A 20,724-nucleotide genomic window follows, 5' to 3' on the forward strand; every position below is an offset into this window, starting at 1 on the left:
ATCTCGCGCTGGGCGGGCGCTTTCCCGGCCAGCGCAAAACTGCGCCGCAGAGCGCTATCGGCCAGCCTCACGGCACAACAGAGAGGGAAACAATGACCTATTTAACTAGCACAGGAAAACCGCTGCCGGATTCACTCACCCAGCAGGCCCGCTGCCTCGGAGCTGATCCTGTCAGCCGCCGGGAATTCCTGGCAACGGCGTGCTCCTTTGGTGCAACTGCCGCAACCGCCTATGCGATGATGGGCCTGACTGCGCCCGTACAGGCCGCGGTCAACGCGCAAATGGGCGGCACCGCCCGCATTCAGCAGCAACTCGTGGCAATGCGCGACCCGCGCAAGTTCGACTTCAACTCCCTAGCAACTTTTACCCGCGGCTGGCTGGAATACCTGGTGCAGTATAATTCGGACGGTACGTTCACCCCGGTGCTGCTGGAGAGCTGGGAGATCAGCGATGATGCCACCGAATACGTGCTTCATGTGCGCGAGGGTGTGACCTGGAACAACGGCGACCCCTTCACTGCCGAAGATGTTGCGGCCAACATCGCCCGCTTCTGCGACGGCACCGTCGAGGGCAATGCCATGGCCGGCAAGCTGCAGGTGATCATCGACCCGGAAACAAAAAAACTGCTGCCAAATGCGGTCGAAGTGACAGGCAGCCACACCGTGCGGCTGAAACTGCCGCAACCGGATATTTCGCTGATCGCCGGCTTTGCCGACTACCCGGCCGCCATCGTGCATTCTTCGTTCGACGAGGTCACGATGCTGGACAATCCGATCGGCACCGGCCCTTATCTGCCGGAATTCTACAGTACCGGCGACAGTGCCGCACTGGTGCGCAACCCGGACCACACCTGGTGGAACGCCGGCAACGGCGCCTACATGGACCGGGTCGAATTTCTCGACCTGGGCGCCGACCCGGCTGCGTTCTTTGCCGGTGCCGACGCCGATGAATACGACGTCAACTTCGACACCGAAGGTGATTACATCGCGTCCTTCGACTCGCTGGACGGCTGGACCAAGCATGAAGTCACCACTGCGGCCACGGTTCTGGCCCGCTGCAACCAGACTACCGAGGTGGATGGCACGGCCATTTATGCCGATGCGCGGGTGCGCCGGGCGCTGGCAATGGCGGTGGACAACGCGGTGGTGCTGGAAATCGCCTATGGCGGCCAAGGCCGTGCGGCAGAGAACCACCATGTGTCACCGGTGCATCCCGACTATGCAGATATCGGCGCGCCGGTGCGTGACCCCGAAGGTGCCATGAAACTGCTGGAAGAGGCTGGCATGGCGGGCTTCGAGCATGAACTGATCTCGCTCGATTCCGCGTTCTGGAAGGCAACGGGCGATGCTATCGCCGCGCAGCTGCGCGATGCAGGCATCAAAGTCAGACGAAAGGTTTATCCTACTGCGACATTCTGGAACGATTGGGCGAAATACCCGTTTTCGGTCACCAACTGGAACCACCGCCCGCTGGGCATCCAGACACTTGCGCTGGCCTACCGGAGCGGCCAAGGCTGGAACGAGTCTGGATTTGCCAATGCCGAGTTCGACGCTCTGGTCGAACAGGCTCTGGCAACCGCCGACCCGGCGGCTCGCAGCAGGATCATGGCTAAGCTCGAACAGATCATGGTGGATGAAGGCGTCATCATTCAGCCCTACTGGCGGTCGCTCTACAACCACTCCAAGAGCAATCTTAAGGGGGCCGCGGTCCACATCTCCAACGAGCTTTACCCGCAGTACATGTACTGGGAAGCCTGACCTTTGAACACTCTGCCCGCCGGCTGGATTCGGCGGGCAGACAGTAGCGGAGAGCAGAGCATTGCTGGAAACCACCGTATTGGCCGCGCAGGCCGTCAGCGTTGCCTTTATGGCCGCTTGGCTGACAATCGGCGCGCTGGAAAACCTTCTACATCCCTTTCTGAATGAAACCTACACCGCCGAGGTCATGGACATGACCCGCATGCGGGAGGAGTACCCGGAGGCCTACCGCTTTGTCGCCCATCGCCGGATTACCAGCGCCAAGGTGCGCCGGATCCTGTTCCGGCTCATTGTCTCGTGGGAACTCGCGGCCACCGCCGCGCTCTGGGCCGGGTCAGCCGCGCTTGCCATGTCCGCCGCCGGACAGATGGCCCAGGACACGGCCATTGCCCTTGGGCTGGCTGGAACCTTGATGTTTACCGCGACTTGGTGCGGGTTTCTGATCGTCGGAAACTGGTTTTGCTACTGGTTCGGGCACGAAGGCGGTCAGAACACGCATTTCCAGATGACGCTGTGGGGCATGCTCAATGCCGTGCTGCTGGTCGGCGGCGCCGTTGTTGTTCTCTAAAGCAGGCGGTTGAAGTGAAGAGCGGTTGTTCCTGCCGGGCGGGGCCGGCTGCGCCTATCAAATCTTCTGCAACTTCTGTCGGCCCCAAGGGTTGCCTGTGTTGTGGAACGCGGCCGTAAGATTTCTGCGGTGACAACGCAGGCCGGAAGGCTAAGGCCGGATATGCTTTGGCATGCCCGCGCCTTTTGCCATCCACCAAACTCCGCAAATCAGAGACGAAGCAAGGCAGATAGACGTTATCGCAGATATTGCTTCTGACTGGTCATGACGACGCAGCTTTGAGAACAACGCCGAGAGGATTGCCCCGACAAAAGCAAGACCGTAGCGGAATGTCTCAAATAGGCGCCTTTTGAGGCCGTACGCTATTATGCGTTTATATGATTGCGGAGAGGGCAGGTAGGATACGGCGGTTGCCTGCTCCCGCAACCAAAAATTCCTTAATAAAATCGGACCATTGAAGCCACCTTCGGGTGGTTCCTTGCGTTTGTGGTATCCAGTCGGTGCTACATCGGTGCTACGCTCCGCAGCAAACAAGCTCTAGAAAGCAAAAGCGAAGCAGCAGGACTCGGAAAACCGGAAACAGCCCCTTGGCGACAACCGTACCAGATACAGCGGGCACCCGAAGCCGACTTAATGAAACTCATTCGGGTTGCCGGCCTGACCTCATGATCGCGCCGTCAAACTGATTCAAGATTTATCTGGCGACCACGCCTGTCGATTTCCGAAAGGGCTTTGATGGCCTCGCCAACTACGTCATGAGCAACTTCGAACTCGATCCGTTTTCAGGTGCCTTCTTCGTGTTCCGCTCCAAGGGGCGTGACAAGATCAAGGTGCTTATGTGGGACGGTACTGGCCTGGTTCTGATCTACAAGCGCATCGAAGGCGCTGGTTTCAACTGGCCCAAATTTCCGGATGGGACAATGACCCTGACGAAGGCCCAGTTCGAAGCCCTGTTTGAAGGGATAGATTGGCGCCGGGTTGCCTCTGCGCCCTTTCACCGCCCCGCTCTCTTTCAAAGCCAGCATGCCGATCCCCGAGCAGCCATTTGACGTTTGGCAGGCCGCAAAGCTATGCCCGCGCGCCGATGTAGCCGCTCACCTGACCGGCTGTAACGAAAAGGTCGAGCGGGCGCCCCTGGCTGTCGCAGATGGGTGCAGTTTGATGTTCATACCACCCCTGGTTCGACCGATCAGGCGGCCGCGCCCCCCCTTTTTCGCGGCCATGCTGGTCGCTGTGCGGTGGGCTTTGAGACAGGTAGCGTCAATCATCACGGTCTGTTCTTCGCCGTGCCCGGCGGCCAGACCCGCCATCATCCGAGCGAAGATGCCTTTCTCGCTCCAGCGCTTCCAGCGGCTGTAGAGAGTCTTGTGCGGGCCATAGGCTGCAGGGGCATCGCGCCACCTTAACCCGTTGCGGTTGATGAAGATAATCCCGCTCAAAACCCGCTTGTCATCAACCCGAGGCTTACCATGCGACTTCGGAAAGAAAGGTTGCAGACGCGCCATCTGCTCGTCGCTCAGCCAGAAAAGGTCAGACATGTTCACCGCTCGTTTTGAGCACCGTGAATCACGCGGCCAAACGGAAATCAATGGGTCCTGAGCCTAAGCCGCTCCAGCTTCGCGAAGATGCACGCCCAGCAGGATCAGGCCTGGCCAAAGCATATAGGCTTCGATTTCAATATTCTCACCGAATGAGAGCAGCAGCATTGTCATGAGTATTCCCAGCGGCAGGCGGCCTCGCGTGTGTTTTGCTGCATCCGCCATGACAACGCCGATGTGCCAAACAAGCGGAACAACAAGGGCAGCAAACCCGGCAGCCCCCTTGACAAACAGCAGTCCGTACCAGGTGTGATGGCTGCCGATGGGCATGTATTCCACGGCATGGGACCCGGGCTGTACCGTGCCGTGTCCAAACCAGAAGGCTTCGGTCTGCCAGCGTTCACTGGCGATCCGCTGCAATGTTTCGCGGACCCGGGTGCTGTCTGCCCGGGCACCCTTGAAAGCGGCCACCGCATCCGCGGCCAGCGCCGCCAAGGTTCCGCCGGTGATTGCCAATGAGGCGGTCAGCCCTGCCGTTACATGCCAGGCCCAGCCGCGCAGGATCAGGGGCATCATGCGCGGCGCAACGGTGCAGGCCACCAGCCCTACCAGACCCATTCGAGACTTTGACGCCAAAATCATCAGGACCCCAGCGGCCACACCGGCCAGCATCCACTTTTGGTTTTTTTCTTCCAGTGCAAACAGCACCATGATGACGCCCAGCAGGGCCGCAAAGGGGGACCAGGGGGCGTAGAATTGCCAACGGGGTGTCCAACTGGCCGGATCATAAGTGAACAGGTAGACGCTGAAATACTCCGGACCCGGCCCGCCAACTGCCTTCAACGGTGACGTGAAGATCTGTTCCGGTAGGCCAAGATAGGGCGCTGCCAACAGGACCGGTGCCAGCGCCAGCGTCCAGGCCCCGATCACGCACTGACCGCGGATCAGAACCTCGCGGCGGATTGGCAGCACCGCGCCAACCAGCGGGAACAACGCCAGCAGCGCCCAGCCCTTGGCCCAGCCGATCGATGACTTGATTGTTTTCTTGAGGCCGAGCCCCCAGTCGAGGTGCCCGATCCACAGGGCCACCAGCATAATGGCCATGCCGATGATCCAAACCCAGATCAGCACCGGAACCGGACCGGTTGCACGCAGGTCGGGCCGGAACGCCGGGCCTAGGTAGAGTGCCAGCACCGCCAGCGCGCCGAGAACCCAGGCAAGAACAGGACCGACGACGTATAGCGCGCCAACAGCGTAGAAGGGCCAGGTCAGAGCCATGGAGCGGTAGATTATCCGCTCCGCCGGGTTCTGCGGGGTCATGCTTGGGCCGCCTTGGGCGCGGCCAGAAGACGGCTGATGACTGCGGATCTGATCCAGCCCAGCACCAGCGCGATCAGCAGCATAAAGGTGGCCGCGGCCCCCGCGGCAAAGGCGATCTTCCGGTCCGGCGAAGAAGGGCGTTCCGGAAGGGACGGGTTTTCAAGCACCTGAACCAGCGGGTAGGAAGCATAAACATCCGATTTCGTCGATTGGGCACGGGCTATGGCAGAAGCAAACACCGCTTCGGCGACGGAAAAGTCGCGCTGCAGATCCTTTAGCCGCGCCGCGCTGGCAGACAGTTGCTGCAGCCGGGTCCGCTCCGACACCAGCCGCTGTGACAGGGTCTGATACTGCCGGGCCGTGCCCATGCGCCCTGCGTCCATGCGCACAAGCTGCGCCAGCAGTTCCGCGCGCGCCCCGTCCGGGGCCAGATCAAGAAGCGCAAGCTGCTGCAGGCCGATGCCGGTGACAGCTGTGGCCCGTTCCATTGCGCTGCTTTCTGCCGCGGCTTGGGCGGCGCGGGCGGTCTGGACCTTCGGATGCCCCTCGCCATAGGAGGCGCGGGACTCGGCCAGTTTTGCTGCATGCGCACCGCTTTCCTCGATAAGGGCCAGGAAATCAGCATCGGCATAGACTTTCAGGGTTGCTGCCGCGGCGGCGGCGGGAATGCCAAGCGTGCGTTCGAGCGCGGCGACGCTTTGCGCCTTTTCCTCGAGCTCGCCTGCCAGGTCCTCGACCCGGCCTTCCAGTTCGCGGGTATCTTCGACCATCGCATCGAATTCATCCCCTGACAGCAGCCCGGAAGACTGTTGCAGTTTCTCGATATCAAAGCGGGTGAGAGCAACCGACCGCTGGTAGTCATCAATGGCGGCCAGACCGCTGTCTTCGCGGGTGGATTGCTCATCCTTGCGCAGCGCGTCCAGTTCATCAAAGAAAGCCTGCAGCAGAGCATTGCCGCGCTGCTGGGCGTTTTCTGCGCTGGGGCCCGTCATCTCCACGTGGATGAGACTGGTCTGATCCACCAGCCGGATCCGCGGTTTACCGAAGTCTCGGCGGGTCAGTCCCATTGCGGCGGCAGCCGCGGCAAGGATACGGTCGGCACCGATCAAGCGCTTGTAGGTTTCGGTCGGGCTGACGGAGTTGCTGGCAAAGGCGGAATTGGCATAGGAGGACGCCTGACCGATGCCATTGAGGTTCAACGAGGCCGAGGCACCTGAGCCGGGCAGGATGAGCGAGGCATGCGATTTGAAGGCAAGGGGTGCGGTTTGCAGGTATCCGTTGATCGGTGCCCAGATCAGTGCCAGCCCAAGCAGCAAGAATGCCAGATAGCGGCGGATGCGGCTGGTGTCGCCCAAGCGCCCGCCGACGATGATGCGGCGGAGGGAGATGCCGCGCCAAAGCCGCCGCGGAGCATTAAATTTTCCGGCAAGTTTCTGCAGCATGTCAGTCTCCTTCAACCAGAGACTATGCTGACGCCTTTCCCGCCGCGCGTGCGCGCAAGGCTATCCCGATGCGCAACCGTATTCGCAGCTATCCGATGGAGTAGGTTTCTGTACTGCACCCCTTGCAGGCAGTCAGAACAGTCCGGCCTCGCGCGCGGCCAGTGCTGCCTGGGTGCGGTTTGCCACTTCCAGCTTCCGGTACAGCGTTTTCATATGCAGCTTCACGGTGGGTTCTGTAATGTCCAGATCGCGGGCGATTTCCTTGTTGGACTTGCCCTCTGTCAGGCCTTTCAGAACCTGAAGCTCGCGCGGCGAGAGTTTTTCCGCCAGGGGGTGGTCCGTTTCCGGGTCCGCCGCGGTCATGAAATCAATGGGGGCATATTGCTCCCCCATCGCCATGAACTTGACTGCATTGATCATTGATTTCGCCGGCAGGGTCTTTGGCACAAACCCGGCGGCGCCGGCCTCCAGCGCCTGTTCCGCGATCTGGCGTGTAGCTGCTCCCGACATCAGGGCAACCCGCTGTCCGTTTCTCATGGCCATCGCCCGCTTGAGGCCCGCCAGCCCGTTCATGCCGGGCATATTCAGATCCAGCAGGATCAGATCAAAGGGATCTTCGGTCTCGATCAGCTTGCATGCCTGATCCAGATCCGCCGCGGTGCTGGTCTTGATGGACCCTTGCCCCTCCAGGAACAGAACAAGCGTGTCGCGCAGCAGGTCGTGGTCGTCGGCAATCAATACTCTCATAACATGCTCCTTGATCCCTTCCACTACACGTACCGCGTGAATGCGGCGCTTGCACGGCAAAATTCGTGCGTATCCGCCGCAGCTTGGTAAGCATTTGGATAGGTTCTGATCCGGGCGGGTAGGTCTGCACGCCGCAAGGCAAGCCTGGGATGCCATCGGACCAGCAACCTGTCCGCCCGCTCCGTTGAGAGGCAGGGCCGCCTGCAACAGCCTGAGAGCAACCAACGACAGCTCAAGGACTTAGCAGATGACACTTGCGTATTCCTCTTCCAACTTCGGGGCTGGCCTTGCGGTCAACCCCCGCCGCCTGAACACAGTTTACTTGCCTGCTCTGGACTTCAATCTGGTTGACAGCAGCGCTGAACAGGCTGTTGCCAAGCTGCTGTCGCCTGGCCGCCGGCGCGTGTTCTTCATGAACGCGCATTGCTGTAATATCCGACGCCGCGACCCGCAATATTCGGAGGCAGTCGCCGGGGCGGATCTCCTGCTGCCTGATGGCATTGGCGTTGAACTGGCGGCAAAGTTCACCGGTCATTCGCTGACGGCCAATTTGAACGGCACCGACTTTGTGCCGCAGTTGTTGCAGCGTGCGGCCAGCTTGGGCAAATCGGTCTACCTGTTCGGCGGGCGGCCGGGAGTTGCGGATGCAGCCGCGGGGCGGTTGGTCTATGATATTCCCGGCCTGCGCATTGCTGGCACCCGTGATGGGTATACGGGAGCACAGGACACCAGGGCCGTTGTCGCGGACATCAACGAAAGCGGTGCCGACATCGTGCTGGTCGCGCTTGGCGTGCCAATGCAGGAACTTTGGCTGCACCGCAATGCAGGTGACCTGAAGGCCGACCTCACCCTTGGGGTAGGCGCGCTGTTCGATTTTCTGTCCGGCTCGGTTACACGGGCGCCGGAACTGGTCAGGGCGGCAAGGATGGAGTGGGTTTGGCGGCTGGCGATGGAGCCGCGCCGGATGGCACGCCGCTACCTGACCGGTAACCTTAGCTTCCTGGCCCATGCGGGGCTGGCAGCGCTGCGGCAGAAGCGCCTCGCCGACGTCCAGCAGCGCGCACTCGATATCACAGTTGCACTTTCGGCGCTTTTGCTGCTGTCACCATTGCTGCTGCTGGCAGCGCTTGCAGTAAGGGCAGATAGCAAGGGAGCGGCGATTTTCAAACAGACGCGGGTCGGGCTGAACGGCAAGACCTTTACCATGTTCAAGTTCCGCTCGATGACGGCAGATGCGGAAACCCGGCGGGCGGAGATACTGAACGTCTCAGACCGGGGCGGTCTCTGCTTTAAGTCGCGCCAAGATCCGCGGATCACCCGTGTCGGCCGCTGGTTGCGCCGGACCTCCATTGATGAGCTGCCGCAATTGTTCAATGTGCTGCGGGGCGAAATGTCCATGGTCGGCCCCCGCCCGGCACTGCCGAGCGAAGTTGCAGATTACCCGCCCCGGGCGCTTGGGCGCCTGCAAGTCAAACCGGGCATCACCGGTGTCTGGCAGGTGTCGGGCAGGGCCTCTGTCGGCTTCAAGGAAATGATCGAAATGGACCTCAGCTACATTCAGGCGCGCTCGCTTAAGCTGAACCTCCAGCTCATCCTCAGAACCTTCGGCGCGGTGATTTCCGGCCGCGGCGCTTACTGATCCCACACTTCAAGAGGTATCCAATGACACATATTCGCAAAGCTGTTTTCCCCGTTGCCGGCATGGGAACCCGTTTTCTGCCCGCCACAAAATCCATCCCCAAGGAGATGCTGCCGCTGGTGGACCGTCCGCTGATCCAATACGCGGTGGACGAAGCCCGCGAAGCGGGGATCGAAGAGTTCATCTTTGTCACTGCCGCAGGCAAGGGAGCATTGGAGGACTACTTCGACACTGCCGCCGCTCTGGAAAGCACGCTGGAAGCGCGCGGCAAGACATCGGCTTTGGCGGCCATCGCACGGACCCGGATGCCGGAAGGCGCCCTGTCCTTCGTGCGCCAAAGTAAGCCGCTGGGCCTGGGCCACGCCGTGGGATTGGCCGCACGCATGGTTGGTGATGAACCCTTTGCTGTGCTCTTGCCCGATGATGTCATCCGCGCGCCGCGCGGGGCGCTGCGCCAGATGGTGGAGGCGCATGCCGTGAGCCGCGGCCACATGGTGGCAACCATGAAAGTTGCGCGCGAGCAGACCTCTTCCTACGGCATCCTGGAAGTCGCGAGGGAGGCCGGAAAACTCGCTCACGCCCGCGGGATGGTTGAAAAACCGGATCCTGCGCTGGCCCCGTCAACACATGCCGTCGTTGGCCGGTATATTCTGGAGCCTTCGATTTTTGAGGCTCTCGGCACCATTTGCCCGGGCGCTGGCGGGGAGCTGCAACTGACGGACGCCATCAACGCGGACCTTCCCTCAGCAGGTGTAACCGGGTTCCGGTTTGACGGCGAACGGTTCGACTGCGGCAGCGTGCAAGGATTTGTGCAGGCGACGGTAGCCTTTGCTCTGGACCGGCCGGAACTGGCCCACGAATTTTCCGGCTTTCTTGCCGGGCGTGCTGCTCCGGTACCGCGGGCGGCATGATTGCGTGACCTATTCGAAAGGATAGGCGGGTATCCGTCTAACCTTTTGGCGCCCGCGCGACGCCATGCCATATCTGGCTCAATCAGCAAAGGAGGCCGCGTGATGCTTCGTAGAGCACTCAAGATAATTGCAATTTCCATGCTCGCTGCGCAGCCGCTGGCAGCGGAAAACCTCGACCAGCCGATGGGACTGGTGGTGCTGACTGTGTCCGGCGCTCCGAACGCGGACAGCGTCGGCCGGGCGGCTCAATTCGATCTGGCCATGCTGGAAAGGCTGGGTGCCGTTGAGTTTGAAACGTCGACAATCTGGACGCAGGGCGTGCAGCATTTTGAAGGTGTGCCGCTGGACCAGCTGGTTGACCATCTTGGCATCACCGGAACCACGCTTCGGGCCACGGCCATTAACGATTACGCAGTGGACATCCCGCTGTCGGATGCTGTCGAAGGGGGACCGATCATTGCCTACAAGCTTAACGGCGAGGAAATGTCGGTGCGTGACAAGGGGCCGCTATGGATTGTTTACCCTTACGACAGCAAATCCGAATATCAATCAGAGGTGGTTTATTCCCGCAGTATCTGGCAGCTCGACCGCATCGAAGTGATCGAGTAGCGAGCGCTGAACCCGGCGCATTTGGCTTGGCTGCCTGCATTTGAGGATGATGGCAATGGCCGGCACAAAACGCAGAAAGATGTGGCTACGGTTGACTGTCTTTGTGCTGCCCGCCCTTTTGGGCCTGGCAGCCATTGCCTTTCTGGCGTTGAATGTGTCCCGCGACATCACGCGGCTGAACTCTGCCAGTTCCGACAACATTCAATGGAACCTTTCTCAGACCGAGGTGGAATTTCTCCAGTTCGAACTTGAACTGGCGCAGGCGCTGCAGGGAGATAGCCCGGATATTCAGAGCCTCCGGCGGAAGTTCGACGTCTTTTTCAGCCGAATACGCACGCTGCAGCAGGCATCCATCTACAGCGAATTGCGCGCAGTTCCGAAGTTCGCGGCCAATCTGGCGACAGTTGCAGCCTTCCTTGACCGGGCCGTCCCTGTGATTGACAGCGAAGAAGGTGCCCTCCCGGCCCTATTGCCTGCGCTGGAACAGAAAACCGGGGCTGTCCGCCCGGATGTGCGGCGGCTGTCCGTATCCGGCCTCAACTATTTCGCTGTGGAGTCCGACTCCCGGCGCGAGGCCTTTTCAGGCACCCTGATGCATTTGGCGATTGCCATTGCCGCGCTGGTGGCAGCGCTCGCTGTGCTTGCCTGTTACCTGGCTGTGCTGAACGCTCAGAACGTGCGGCGCAGGACACAAGTCATCGAAGCCAGTGAGCGCATGAACATTGTGACAAGCACGTCTCTTGACGCGGTGGTCGTGGCGGATACGTCAGGGCGCATCACGGATTTCAACGCCGCTGCCGAACAGATTTTCGGCTATTCCGCGAAAGATGCAGTGGGTTGCGATCTGGGCGAACTGATTGTTCCGGAACATCACCGGGTTGCGCATCAGGCCGGTATGGCCCGCTTGCGCGAAACAGGCGAAAAGCGTGTTGTGGGAAGCGGGCGCTTCAAGCTTGAAGCGAAGCGGGCAAACGGCGAAGTTTTCCCCGTGGAGCTTGCCATCCAGGCGGCGGACACCAAGGACGGGGAAATCTTCATCGCGTTCCTGCGTGATATTTCCAGTCAGGTGCAGGCAGAGGCCGAGCTTGTTCTGGCCCGCGACCGTGCGATGGCCGGCGAAAAAGCCAAAACCGATTTCCTGGCCACCATGAGCCATGAGATCCGTACGCCGCTGAATGGGCTCTTGGGCAACCTGACACTGCTGGAGGATACACGGCTCAGCGCGCGGCAATCCCGCTACATCCGAAATATGCAGACGTCCGGCAAACTGCTGATGAGCCATATTTCGGATGTTCTGGACATTACTAAATTCGACGCGGGCAAACTGCGGCTGCACACGGTGGACATGAATATCAGCACTCTGCTGAAGGACATCGTGGACAGCCTAAGCGGTGCAGCGGCCGGCAACGGCAGCACATTGGAGTGGGGCTGGACAGGGGCGCCGCTCAACTGGGTTCACGCGGATCGGGACCGCATCCAGCACATTCTGATGAATATCGTCGGCAATGCGGTCAAGTTCACGAAAGACGGGCGGATCTCCATCACCGCTCAGGCCAGTGCCGCTGAGGAGGGAAAGACCATCCTGCGCATTTCGGTACGGGATACAGGTATCGGTATCGACCCGGGCCTGCTACCGCATATCTTCGATGATTTCGCGACCGGAGACAGCTCCTATGACCGGGAAGTCGGGGGAACCGGACTGGGTCTGGGAATTGCCCAGCGGTTTGTGAAAGCGCTGGGTGGCCGCATCACTGTCGAAAGCACTCCGGGAGAAGGCAGTGTCTTCAATGTCAGCTTCCCTGTTCAGGCCATTGCGGAACCTGAGCCGAAGGGAGAGGCCCGGTTTGATGCGCCCGCCAGGAAGCGGGCAAATGTCCTGCTGGTGGAAGACAACGAGATCAATCGCCATGTCGCCCGGGAGATGCTGACAGCACAGGGGCATTTTGTCACCGAAGCGCACAACGGCCGGGAAGCAGTCGAGATGGCAGAAGAAACTGGCTTTGACCTGATCCTGATGGATATCAGCATGCCGGTCATGGACGGGCGCAGCGCCGCGCGGGCGATCCGGACCGGTGGCGGCGCGTCAGCGCGCGCGCCGATTATTGCCGTGACAGCAAATGCGATGGCTGAGGAGCAGGAAGCTTTTCTGAAGGACGGCATGAATGATGTGCTGACCAAACCATTGACGCGTGAAGGCCTGTTGCAATTGATTGCAGACCATCCTTCTCCAGCTCCGCCAGCACCGGAAGGTGCTGCGCTGCGGTCGCAGCAGCTAATTGAATTGGAAGAAACGGTTGGTGCCGAGGCGCTAAAACCTCTCCTGAACCGCTTTGCAGCTGAAATGGAAGCCTTCCTCAAAGGTCTTGAGAACGGGCCGGCTTTGGCCGCGAACGAAACCGCAGTCGAAGCCCACCGGATTGCCGGCAGCGCCGCGACCTTTGGGCTTCCGGAGCTGCGCAGTGCGCTGATCTGTCTCGAGAAAGCGTCACTCAGCCAGGACTACCAAGCGGCAGAAGACGCGTTGCCCCCCTTGAGGAAGGCCTGGGCCTCCACCAAGCCGGTGCTCAACCTGGCTTAGTAGCTGAAGGCGCCGATGAGGCGGCCGACCTCTCCCAGATTGGTGATTGTGCTGTCATAGCAGGCAATGGCGTCTCCGGGCAGGAGGAAGGGGTCATAATCGTCCCTGTCAGCGCGGCGCAGCAGGTCTTCGATCCTCCGCTCGATGACGACAGACACTTGGGTGACCGGATTGCGGGAGAACAGAACCGAGGAGCGGTGCGCGCTGGTGGCGCGTGCTCCGCCTACACAGTTGGTGTCCACCACCGCCTGCAGGTACCGCGTGCCGTAGGGAAACTCGCGCACCTCGCGGCCAATAGCAGAGAGCGCGTTGCCTGCTGCCGGCTGGGTGAGGTTCGACAAGAACAGTGTCACCCCCGGAGGACTGATGGGACTGGGCCGCATCAGGTCTTCCTGGAAGCACCCGCGGCTGGGCACATGCACCTGATCGCCTGTCAGCAGCATGATGTCGACGGCGTTCTGGCCTTCGAACACTCCGCGCATGTCCAGCAGGTAGAGGCTGCTGCCGCGCCGCACCTCGACTGCCGAAATGTCCGCATCCGGGCGTACACCGCCGGCCGCACGCAATGCAGCAGACAGGTTGCGGGCTTCGGTCGAGGCCCCCAGTGCGCCCTGCCTGCGGGAATCCACTTCGTCACCTGGCACACCGCCGATTTCCACGGCTTTAGGCTCGAAAACGGCACCCGAAACGCCCACTGTGACCGAGGCAAAATCAGCTGCGCGGACCGACAACCGCGGGCGGTCAGAATAGAAGTCTTCGGCGATCAGTTTCGCGGCAATATCATCCTCTATCTGGATGGCCGTTCGGCCCTGGGCGCGGATCGGTGACAGGAAAGGCAGTTTCAGCGAGCCATCCCTGGAGATGACGTAGTCACCATTGAAGGTCTCATCATCGCCGATGCGCACATTGACCAGATCATTGCGGGTGAACCTCTCACCTGCGAGCGCAGCCTGCGCCGTTCCGGCCCCCTTGCCGCCGGTTCCGCCGGCGGCGGGCCGGCACCTGGACTCGTTCATTGTCTGAGACTGCAGAAAACCGGCTTCGCTGCGGGACACCTCCGGTTCACGGTATTGCGCCTGATACCCGTCGCCAGAGGCAATCGGCTCCAGGTTGTCTGGCGGATCTATCTGCGCGCAGCCGCTCAAAGACAAAACCGCCAGAATTGCCGTTCCATTTTTGAGGGGCTTCATCATTCTACTGCTCAAGCGATCACTGCGGGTTTTACCGGTGATACGGAATTCGGCCTCAGCGGTCGAGAGCCCGTTGATATCGCGGCGCTATCCGTTCGGATATGCGACAGTTCTGTTGCACCGTTGCCCTGTCCCGGGGGGCAAGGGACAGCGGGTTCTCACGCCCGGTATGACTTGATCCAACAGCCCTATGGACAGGTCCCGATGCTCCGCACCTTGCAATTTCCCTCCTTCGCAAAGAACCTCTTTGCCTACGGCGCGTCCGAGGCGGCAGCCAAGGTTTCGCGGCTTCTGGTGGTTGTCGCGGTGGCGCGCACGCTCGACTTGGACCAGATCGGCATTGCCGCGGCTGCCCTGGCGGCGGCCGATATTGTCAAGTCGCTGACGGAAAACGGCGTCATTCAAAAGATCATCGCGGCCCCGCAGGCTCAGCTGCAGCAGACCTGTGCCACCGCGCACCGCATTTTCTGGGCATGGTGCGTCGGATTGTTTTTGCTTCAGTCGCTGGCAGGGCTTGTGCTTTATGCCAGCGGCGGCAGCGTCATGCTGCTGACGCTGATCCTCATTCTGGCAGGCGAATACCTGTTCATGCCCGCCGGACTGGTGCAGGCAGGCCTCGCCATGCGGGCAGGAAAGCTGCGCCAGACTGCCGCCATTTCGGGCACGCAGATCGTGGCATCAAACCTGATGTCGGTGGTGCTGGCGCTGCTTTGGCCGTCCGCCCTTGCGCTGGTGCTGCCGCGCCTGCTGACAGCACCGTTCTGGCTGGTCGCCATGCGCCGCCTGCATCCGTGGAGCCCCGATCCGTCCCGAGGCTATGCGCCGCTGCGCCCGTTCCTAGCCTATGGATGGGCGGTTCTGGGCGTCGAACTGGTCAAGGCGCTGCGCCTGCAGGCGGACAAGGTTATCGTGGGCGCCCTGATGGGGGCAGAGACGCTTGGCCTTTATTTCATGGCCTTCAATGCCGGTCTCAGCCTTTCCAACTCCTTCACCGTGGCTTTCTCCACTGTTCTGTTCCCGCATCTCTGTGCCAGCGCGGACAAGCTGCAAGCGCTGCGCCAGAGCGTGCTGCTGGCAATCGGGATCATCGCACCTGCTGTCATCGCGCAGTCGCTTTTGGCCCCGCTCTACGTCCCGGTCCTGTTCGGAGAGGGTTGGGCAGGCATCGAGGGTGTTGTGTCGATCCTGTGCCTGGTTGCGATCCCGACCACGCTGTGGTCCGCAACCGCAGGCTGGCTGCGGGCAAACGGCAATCCAGGCCAGGAATTCCGGGTCACGCTTGCTACCACCGGGGCGTTGATACTGAACACCTGCCTGCTTGCGCCCCATGGTCTGACAGCGGTCGCCACAGGCTATGCCGTCGTCGCCGCGCTGATGATGACGGGCGCATCGCTGCCAACCCTTTCCAGGGCCTTCCGCCACCGCACCGCAGAGGTTTGAAACATGCCGTATTTCTCCGCAGTCATTCCCAGCTTCAACGCTGCCGCCACGATCCGGGAAACCCTGGCCGGGCTCCAGGCGCAAACCTGCGCCGACTGGGAAGCCATCGTGGTTGATGACGGGTCCACGGATGACACCCGAGCCCTGGTGCGGGCGGCTGCCGATGCCGATGCCCGGATCCGGCTGGTGCAAAACACCGGGAAAGGCCCCAGTGCAGCCCGCAACTACGGCGCTATGGAGCACGCCGGCGGTGATGTGATCGCGTTCTGCGATGCGGACGACATTTGGCACCGGGAAAAGCTGTCGCAGCTCCGTGCGGGCTTCCGGCAGGGATCCGTCGATGGTGCCTATGGACGGATCGGTTTCTTCCACGCCAACCCGGCAGATGTCCGCGTGTTTTCAACAGTTCCCGAGCAGGATCTTTCCATCGCCATGCTGCTTGGGGAAAACCCGGTCTGCACCATGTCGAACTTTGCCGTGCGGCGCAGGGTCTTTGCGGCAACCGGCGGCTTTGACGTGGCCATGGTCCACAACGAAGACCTGGAGTGGCTGATCCGCCTGGTCGGCGGCGGCGCGCGGGTGACCGGAATTGACAGCCTGCATACCTACTACCGCACTTCCGTTGGCGGATTGTCGACGGATCTTGAGGCAATGCGGGCAGGCCGTGAACAGGCAATTGCTACCGCCGCCGGTTTTGGCGTGGTTCCGAGCGCCGCCTCTCATGCCATTCACCACCGCTACCTTGCCCGCCGGGCGCTTCGTCTGAATGGGGCTCCGGCTTATGCGCTGAAACAGGCCGTGTCCGGCATTCTCAAAAGCCCGCGCGGATTTTTCTCCCCGTTCCGCAGGGGCGGCCTGACATTGGCCGGCTCTCTTCTGGCGCCGTTCCTGCCCCGTCCGCTGCGCCGGAACCTGTTTTCCCGTTAACTTTTTTGAGGTTCACAACCATGGCCTTCACATCAATTGTCGTTCCTGCTTTCAATGCCGAGAAAACGCTCGCTGACACTCTTCTTTCCTTGCAGAGGCAAACCTGTACTGAGTTTGAGGTCATTGTGGTCAATGACGGCTCCACAGACACAACCGCCGCGATTGCTGCGGGCTTCTGCAGCTACCCGCGGTTTCGCGTGCTTCACCAGAAAAACCGCGGCCTTGCTGGAGCGCGGAACGCGGGTATTGCCGACGCACAGGGCGATGTGGTGGCGTTTTGCGACGCAGACGACATGTGGGAGCCGGGAAAGCTGGCCCGTCATATCAGCCATCTGGAGGCCAAGCCCCATGTAGGCGTAAGCTATGCCGGATCTGCTTTTATCTCGGAAGATGGCGCCCTTACGGGCCAGGCGCAGCGGCCGCGGCTGCAAAACATCGATGCCAAACACATTTTTAAGCGCAACCCGGTCGGAAACGGATCTGCGGCCGTGATCCGGCGGGCAGTGTTTGACGAAATTGCCTTCCGGCCCCGGTCTGAAACCGAGCGCGACTGGTACTTCGACGAGACTTTCCGCCAATCCGAGGACATCGAATGCTGGCTGCGGATTGCATTGACGACCAACTGGGCGTTTGAGGGGATCCCGGGCCTGCTCACACGCTACCGGATCAATTCAGGCGGGCTTTCGGCGGCGACAGACCGCCAGCTTGCCGCATGGGAGCGGATGGTTCGCAAGCTTTCTCAGATCAACCCCAAGTTTTTTGCGGAAGAAACAGAAGCGGCGCGGGCATATCAGCTCCGCTACCTCAACCGTCGCGCCCTCAGCGATCTGGACAGCCGCCGCGCAGTACGTCTTGCCAGGGCGTGGCTCGCCTGTTCCCTGCGGCCGCTTTGGGAGGAGCCGTTGAAGTCCGGCGCAACCCTGGCGGCGACTGGGCTGCTTGCCGTGACGGGGCCGAAGGCTTTGCAAAAAACAATGGACCTGGCCGCACGGGCACACCGGACGGAGGCAATGTCATGACCGTTATCCGCGTAACCCACCTGGTTGATGACACCACTGCAGGCGGTGTGATGCGCGTCGTGGGTCACATGATGACAACGCCTGATCTTACGCGCGAGACTGATCACAGTTTGCTGGAGGTGAAACGGAACAGGCTTTGCATAGGGCGGGTGGAAGAGGATGTGATCGTTTCGCATCTTGCGATCAGCTGGCGCCTTCTACCCTTGCTGGCTGCCTTGCGTGTCTTGAACCCCGCTGCACGGCTTGTTCATGTCGAGCACAGTTACACCAAATGCTTCACAGCTCTGAATGTCAGGCGGAAACGGCGGTTCGGTGCTCTCCTCAAGCTTTCATATGCCCTGTTCCACGATGTCGTTGCCGTCAGTACCGCGCAGGGGAACTGGCTGAGGGATGAGGGTTTCGTGCGACCGGACGCTCTGCATGTCATTCCCTCCTGCGTTGATCTGTCTGCTTTCCGGGAACTGGCACCGCCAGAGGGCGCGGTGAAGACAATCGGTGCCATTGGAAGGCTGGAACCGCAGAAGGGGTTCGATGACTTGATCAAGGCTTTCCGCGAACTCAGCGACCCCAACCTTGCCCTTCATATCTTCGGGCAAGGGGCGGAGGAGAAGCGACTCCGTGACCTTGCCGCCGGTGATCCCCGTATACGTTTCAAAGGCTTTTCTTCCAATCCGGTGGCAGCCATGGCCGGTCTTGACGCGGTTATGATGCCTTCGCGATGGGAGGCCTACGGGCTGGTTGCAATTGAAACCCTGGCAGCGGGACGCAGGCTGCTTGTCAGCAACGTCGATGGACTTACGGATCACTTGCCCCATGGAGCCGCACTGGTTGACGGCGCAGGAATTAAATCCTGGCAGAGCGCACTAGAGGAGCTATTTGCAGCACCACCGAGCCCCCGCGGGCCAGGGCACGCTCACAACTACGAAAGACATTTTTCCGACTGTTGGAGAACGCTGTTTTTGTCTCCTGACATTGCTTCACAGTGAAAGAATTCACCGGCGGGCTGTGTTTTTGAGCGCAGAGAGTTAACTGCACGGATCTGAGAACGCTTCGTTAGCTTCGATCTGGCCGGCGCGTATTCTTGGTTCCCGAGGAGTGGAGCCTGCCGACCTACCGGCGGCGCTCCTGCCTGAACGGTGCTGCCCGCACCCAACAATTTGCCCAGCGGAACACCTCTGGCCGATGCATATTCTGTGTACATTTCCGACTTCTTAGAAGGCCCGCGCTGACGCTTCTGTTAAAGGCTCTCTATTCTTAGTCGCCTGATCTCAGTTTCAATCGTGCTCCGAAGTGGAGCAAGGTCGGGTTTTGCAGGCCGCCGTGCAACAGTTTCTGCGTTCCCTCCTAACCGGCTTTGGGTTGGCATAACTTGCGCAAATTCGCTGCAAATGCAAATTGCTGCAAATGCTAGATCGGTAAAATGAGCTCTGACCGGGCATTCGCCGCACCAGGCGTGAATGACAGCAGGCAGCCCAAAGCGGCCGTAGACCGAAGACCCTGGGCCAACGATGCTGCGCGTGCGAAACATCTGGGTCTCTTCCCGGAAGCGGAACCGCGGCAGGGCTAAGCTGCCTCATGTGATGCTGCGGTATGCGCAGGGGGCAGCGGAGCGCAGAATGCACGCTTTGCAAATCCATGCCAGTAGCCAGATCAGGGCGCAATTTTCGCCGCGCTGCCGCGACCGAAAACTGCCTCACGTCAAGGGCGCAGCATGAAGCTGGCATCGCGTGACCAGGCGGCCGGACGAAGCTGCCGATGAGGGTTCGCCGGATCCTGGGCTTGTTCTGAATTTACCAGTCTTATGTTACATCTAGTTGATTAAGCCATTTGGAGGCTGACAATGAAGCTAGAAGAGACCGACTTCATCGAATTGGGAAGTGGCGAAAAGGTAATCCTTATTCACTCAAGTGTTGCAGGTGCAAAACAATGGCGGCGCCTGATGGAGACGCTTGCTAACGATTTCCATACCATTGCAATCAACCTGTTTGGCTATGGCGACACCCGGTCATGGGAAGTTGATGGCACACAACGACTGGCGGACCACGCTAGGTTAATCGAACCCCTTTTGCCTAAAGGAGCTGGCAAGGTTTCGATCGTTGGACACTCATTCGGCGGCAGTGTTGCGATGATGGCGGCTGCTATGTTCAAGAACAAAGTTCACCGTTTGGTCCTCATCGAGCCTAATCCATTCTATCTTCTGGAAAAATCAGGACGGTCCGAAGCTTACCAAGAAGCGGTCATTTTGCGGGATACGATCAAGTCCAATGGGAAATCCGGGGCATGGGAAGCCGCCGCTGAAGTGTTTGCGGATTACTGGACCGGCGCTGGAAGCTGGGATGCTATGCCTGCTGATCGAAAAGCCAAATTCGCACGCGCTTTAGTTCCAAACTTCCATGAATGGGATGCGGTGATGAATGAGGTAAAGTCATTTGCTGAATGGCAGAGGGATTTGCCCAACGATACGACTGTTATATCAGCAAGTGATACGGTCCGGTCCATTCGTGAGATAGTCGAGCTGATGAAAGAGCACATTCCTGAATGGCACTTCAAGCAGATTGAGCACGGTGGTCACATGGCAGCGATGACTAAACCGGATGTAATTAATCCGATTGTCCTAAGTGCCTTAACTTAGGGACTAATTGGGCTCACTGCCGCCGCATGGCGGCAGTGAGCCCATACCGGATCTCTCGAGTTTCTTCTGTATGCGCGCACATTGCCGGTTTTTCTGCACGCGCACAAATTCTCGTTTCGCGGCGCAGCGGGAGATCCGGCCATTCATGAATCACGCAGCAACAAGGAAAGCTCAAATTCACAGGATGCGGGACGGAGCTTGAATTCACTGCGGCTAGCCGAATGGCCGCTTTGCTCAATCACACCTCACCATTTCTTTTTCTGATGGATACGTCCAGGCCCACGTAGGTCATCGGACGACTGTTTGCCGTCATGTTTTCAACCCTTTGGTCAGGCGTTCAAAAACCAGAATAGGACGTGAAGCGGCGGAGTATTGTTACGCCATGTCACTCCCTTGGGCGGAACGCG

General features: G+C 60.2%; 16 protein-coding genes and 1 pseudogene. 12 read left to right on the forward strand and 5 right to left on the reverse strand.

Going from position 1 to position 20,724, the window contains the following annotated elements:
- The first annotated feature begins 92 nt into the window (after window positions 1-92).
- The 3 genes from AC5STI_RS19125 (at window position 93) to tnpB (ending at window position 3,374) form a co-directional block, all read left to right on the forward strand.
- Window positions 93-1,757 (forward strand): ABC transporter substrate-binding protein, encoded by a 1,665-nt coding sequence (locus tag AC5STI_RS19125; RefSeq protein WP_495447862.1) that lies wholly within the window; start codon window positions 93-95, stop codon window positions 1,755-1,757.
- Window positions 1,758-1,818: 61 nt separating this feature from the next.
- Window positions 1,819-2,325 (forward strand): DUF2165 domain-containing protein, encoded by a 507-nt coding sequence (locus AC5STI_RS19130; protein ID WP_495447863.1) that lies wholly within the window; start codon window positions 1,819-1,821, stop codon window positions 2,323-2,325.
- Between the two features lie 698 nt (window positions 2,326-3,023).
- Window positions 3,024-3,374, forward strand: a complete 351-nt coding sequence (tnpB, locus tag AC5STI_RS19135; RefSeq protein WP_495447967.1) for an IS66 family insertion sequence element accessory protein TnpB — start codon at window positions 3,024-3,026, stop codon at window positions 3,372-3,374.
- A gap of 22 nt (window positions 3,375-3,396) precedes the next feature.
- Here the strand turns inward: tnpB and AC5STI_RS19140 are convergent.
- The 4 genes and pseudogenes from AC5STI_RS19140 to AC5STI_RS19155 form a co-directional block, all read right to left on the reverse strand.
- Window positions 3,397-3,863 (reverse strand): annotated as a pseudogene (locus AC5STI_RS19140) (IS5 family transposase); the annotation flags it as partial.
- A gap of 63 nt (window positions 3,864-3,926) precedes the next feature.
- Window positions 3,927-5,183 carry an O-antigen ligase domain-containing protein gene (locus AC5STI_RS19145; RefSeq protein WP_495447864.1) on the reverse strand — a complete coding sequence of 419 codons (1,257 nt, stop codon included), beginning with the start codon at window positions 5,181-5,183 and terminating at the stop codon, window positions 3,927-3,929.
- Window positions 5,180-6,625 (reverse strand): GumC domain-containing protein, encoded by a 1,446-nt coding sequence (locus tag AC5STI_RS19150; RefSeq protein ID WP_495447865.1) that lies wholly within the window; start codon window positions 6,623-6,625, stop codon window positions 5,180-5,182. The genes AC5STI_RS19145 and AC5STI_RS19150 overlap by 4 nt, the downstream gene beginning before the upstream one ends.
- Before the next feature lie 132 nt (window positions 6,626-6,757).
- Window positions 6,758-7,372, reverse strand: coding sequence for a response regulator (locus AC5STI_RS19155; RefSeq protein ID WP_019296427.1), 615 nt, complete (start codon window positions 7,370-7,372; stop codon window positions 6,758-6,760).
- A gap of 247 nt (window positions 7,373-7,619) precedes the next feature.
- Here AC5STI_RS19155 and AC5STI_RS19160 point away from each other — a divergent pair, with 247 nt between their 5' ends.
- The 4 genes from AC5STI_RS19160 (at window position 7,620) to AC5STI_RS19175 (ending at window position 13,109) form a co-directional block, all read left to right on the forward strand.
- Complete coding sequence (locus AC5STI_RS19160; protein ID WP_495447866.1) at window positions 7,620-9,011, forward strand: WecB/TagA/CpsF family glycosyltransferase; 1,392 nt, start codon at window positions 7,620-7,622, stop codon at window positions 9,009-9,011.
- A 23-nt stretch (window positions 9,012-9,034) separates the two neighbouring features.
- A complete protein-coding gene (locus tag AC5STI_RS19165; RefSeq protein WP_495447867.1) occupies window positions 9,035-9,922 on the forward strand; it encodes a UTP--glucose-1-phosphate uridylyltransferase in 888 nt (295 codons plus the stop codon).
- Between the two features lie 102 nt (window positions 9,923-10,024).
- Entirely contained in the window at window positions 10,025-10,531 is a 507-nt protein-coding gene (locus tag AC5STI_RS19170) for a putative pterin-binding protein (protein ID WP_495447868.1), read from the forward strand.
- Between the two features lie 55 nt (window positions 10,532-10,586).
- Window positions 10,587-13,109, forward strand: a complete 2,523-nt coding sequence (locus tag AC5STI_RS19175) for a hybrid sensor histidine kinase/response regulator (RefSeq protein WP_495447869.1) — start codon at window positions 10,587-10,589, stop codon at window positions 13,107-13,109.
- Here AC5STI_RS19175 and AC5STI_RS19180 read toward each other — a convergent pair.
- On the reverse strand, window positions 13,106-14,302 hold the full coding sequence (locus AC5STI_RS19180; RefSeq protein WP_495447870.1) for a polysaccharide biosynthesis/export family protein: 1,197 nt from the start codon (window positions 14,300-14,302) through the stop codon (window positions 13,106-13,108). The genes AC5STI_RS19175 and AC5STI_RS19180 overlap by 4 nt on opposite strands.
- Before the next feature lie 201 nt (window positions 14,303-14,503).
- Here AC5STI_RS19180 and AC5STI_RS19185 point away from each other — a divergent pair, with 201 nt between their 5' ends.
- From AC5STI_RS19185 to AC5STI_RS19205, 5 genes are all read left to right on the forward strand, one after another.
- Complete coding sequence (locus AC5STI_RS19185) at window positions 14,504-15,739, forward strand: oligosaccharide flippase family protein (RefSeq protein ID WP_495447871.1); 1,236 nt, start codon at window positions 14,504-14,506, stop codon at window positions 15,737-15,739.
- A gap of 3 nt (window positions 15,740-15,742) precedes the next feature.
- Window positions 15,743-16,666 (forward strand): glycosyltransferase family 2 protein, encoded by a 924-nt coding sequence (locus AC5STI_RS19190; protein ID WP_495447872.1) that lies wholly within the window; start codon window positions 15,743-15,745, stop codon window positions 16,664-16,666.
- Between the two features lie 20 nt (window positions 16,667-16,686).
- Entirely contained in the window at window positions 16,687-17,685 is a 999-nt protein-coding gene (locus tag AC5STI_RS19195) for a glycosyltransferase family 2 protein (protein ID WP_495447873.1), read from the forward strand.
- Window positions 17,682-18,671, forward strand: coding sequence for a glycosyltransferase (locus tag AC5STI_RS19200; protein WP_495447874.1), 990 nt, complete (start codon window positions 17,682-17,684; stop codon window positions 18,669-18,671). Before AC5STI_RS19195 ends, AC5STI_RS19200 begins: the two co-directional genes overlap by 4 nt.
- A gap of 854 nt (window positions 18,672-19,525) precedes the next feature.
- On the forward strand, window positions 19,526-20,317 hold the full coding sequence (locus AC5STI_RS19205) for an alpha/beta fold hydrolase (protein ID WP_495447875.1): 792 nt from the start codon (window positions 19,526-19,528) through the stop codon (window positions 20,315-20,317).
- Window positions 20,318-20,724 lie beyond the last annotated feature (407 nt).

The organism is Leisingera sp. CC-HEC096, from assembly GCF_059429235.1.

Coding starts and splice junctions, on each gene's coding strand:
- AC5STI_RS19195 (WP_495447873.1), top strand. CDS start 16,687: ATGGCCTTCACATCAATTGTCGTTCCTGCTTTCAATGCCGAGAAAACG.
- AC5STI_RS19160 (WP_495447866.1), top strand. CDS start 7,620: ATGACACTTGCGTATTCCTCTTCCAACTTCGGGGCTGGCCTTGCGGTC.
- AC5STI_RS19150 (WP_495447865.1), bottom strand. CDS start 6,625: ATGCTGCAGAAACTTGCCGGAAAATTTAATGCTCCGCGGCGGCTTTGG.
- AC5STI_RS19155 (WP_019296427.1), bottom strand. CDS start 7,372: ATGAGAGTATTGATTGCCGACGACCACGACCTGCTGCGCGACACGCTT.
- AC5STI_RS19190 (WP_495447872.1), top strand. CDS start 15,743: ATGCCGTATTTCTCCGCAGTCATTCCCAGCTTCAACGCTGCCGCCACG.
- AC5STI_RS19165 (WP_495447867.1), top strand. CDS start 9,035: ATGACACATATTCGCAAAGCTGTTTTCCCCGTTGCCGGCATGGGAACC.
- AC5STI_RS19180 (WP_495447870.1), bottom strand. CDS start 14,302: ATGATGAAGCCCCTCAAAAATGGAACGGCAATTCTGGCGGTTTTGTCT.
- AC5STI_RS19125 (WP_495447862.1), top strand. CDS start 93: ATGACCTATTTAACTAGCACAGGAAAACCGCTGCCGGATTCACTCACC.
- AC5STI_RS19205 (WP_495447875.1), top strand. CDS start 19,526: ATGAAGCTAGAAGAGACCGACTTCATCGAATTGGGAAGTGGCGAAAAG.
- AC5STI_RS19200 (WP_495447874.1), top strand. CDS start 17,682: ATGACCGTTATCCGCGTAACCCACCTGGTTGATGACACCACTGCAGGC.
- AC5STI_RS19185 (WP_495447871.1), top strand. CDS start 14,504: ATGCTCCGCACCTTGCAATTTCCCTCCTTCGCAAAGAACCTCTTTGCC.
- AC5STI_RS19145 (WP_495447864.1), bottom strand. CDS start 5,183: ATGACCCCGCAGAACCCGGCGGAGCGGATAATCTACCGCTCCATGGCT.
- AC5STI_RS19170 (WP_495447868.1), top strand. CDS start 10,025: ATGCTTCGTAGAGCACTCAAGATAATTGCAATTTCCATGCTCGCTGCG.
- AC5STI_RS19175 (WP_495447869.1), top strand. CDS start 10,587: ATGGCCGGCACAAAACGCAGAAAGATGTGGCTACGGTTGACTGTCTTT.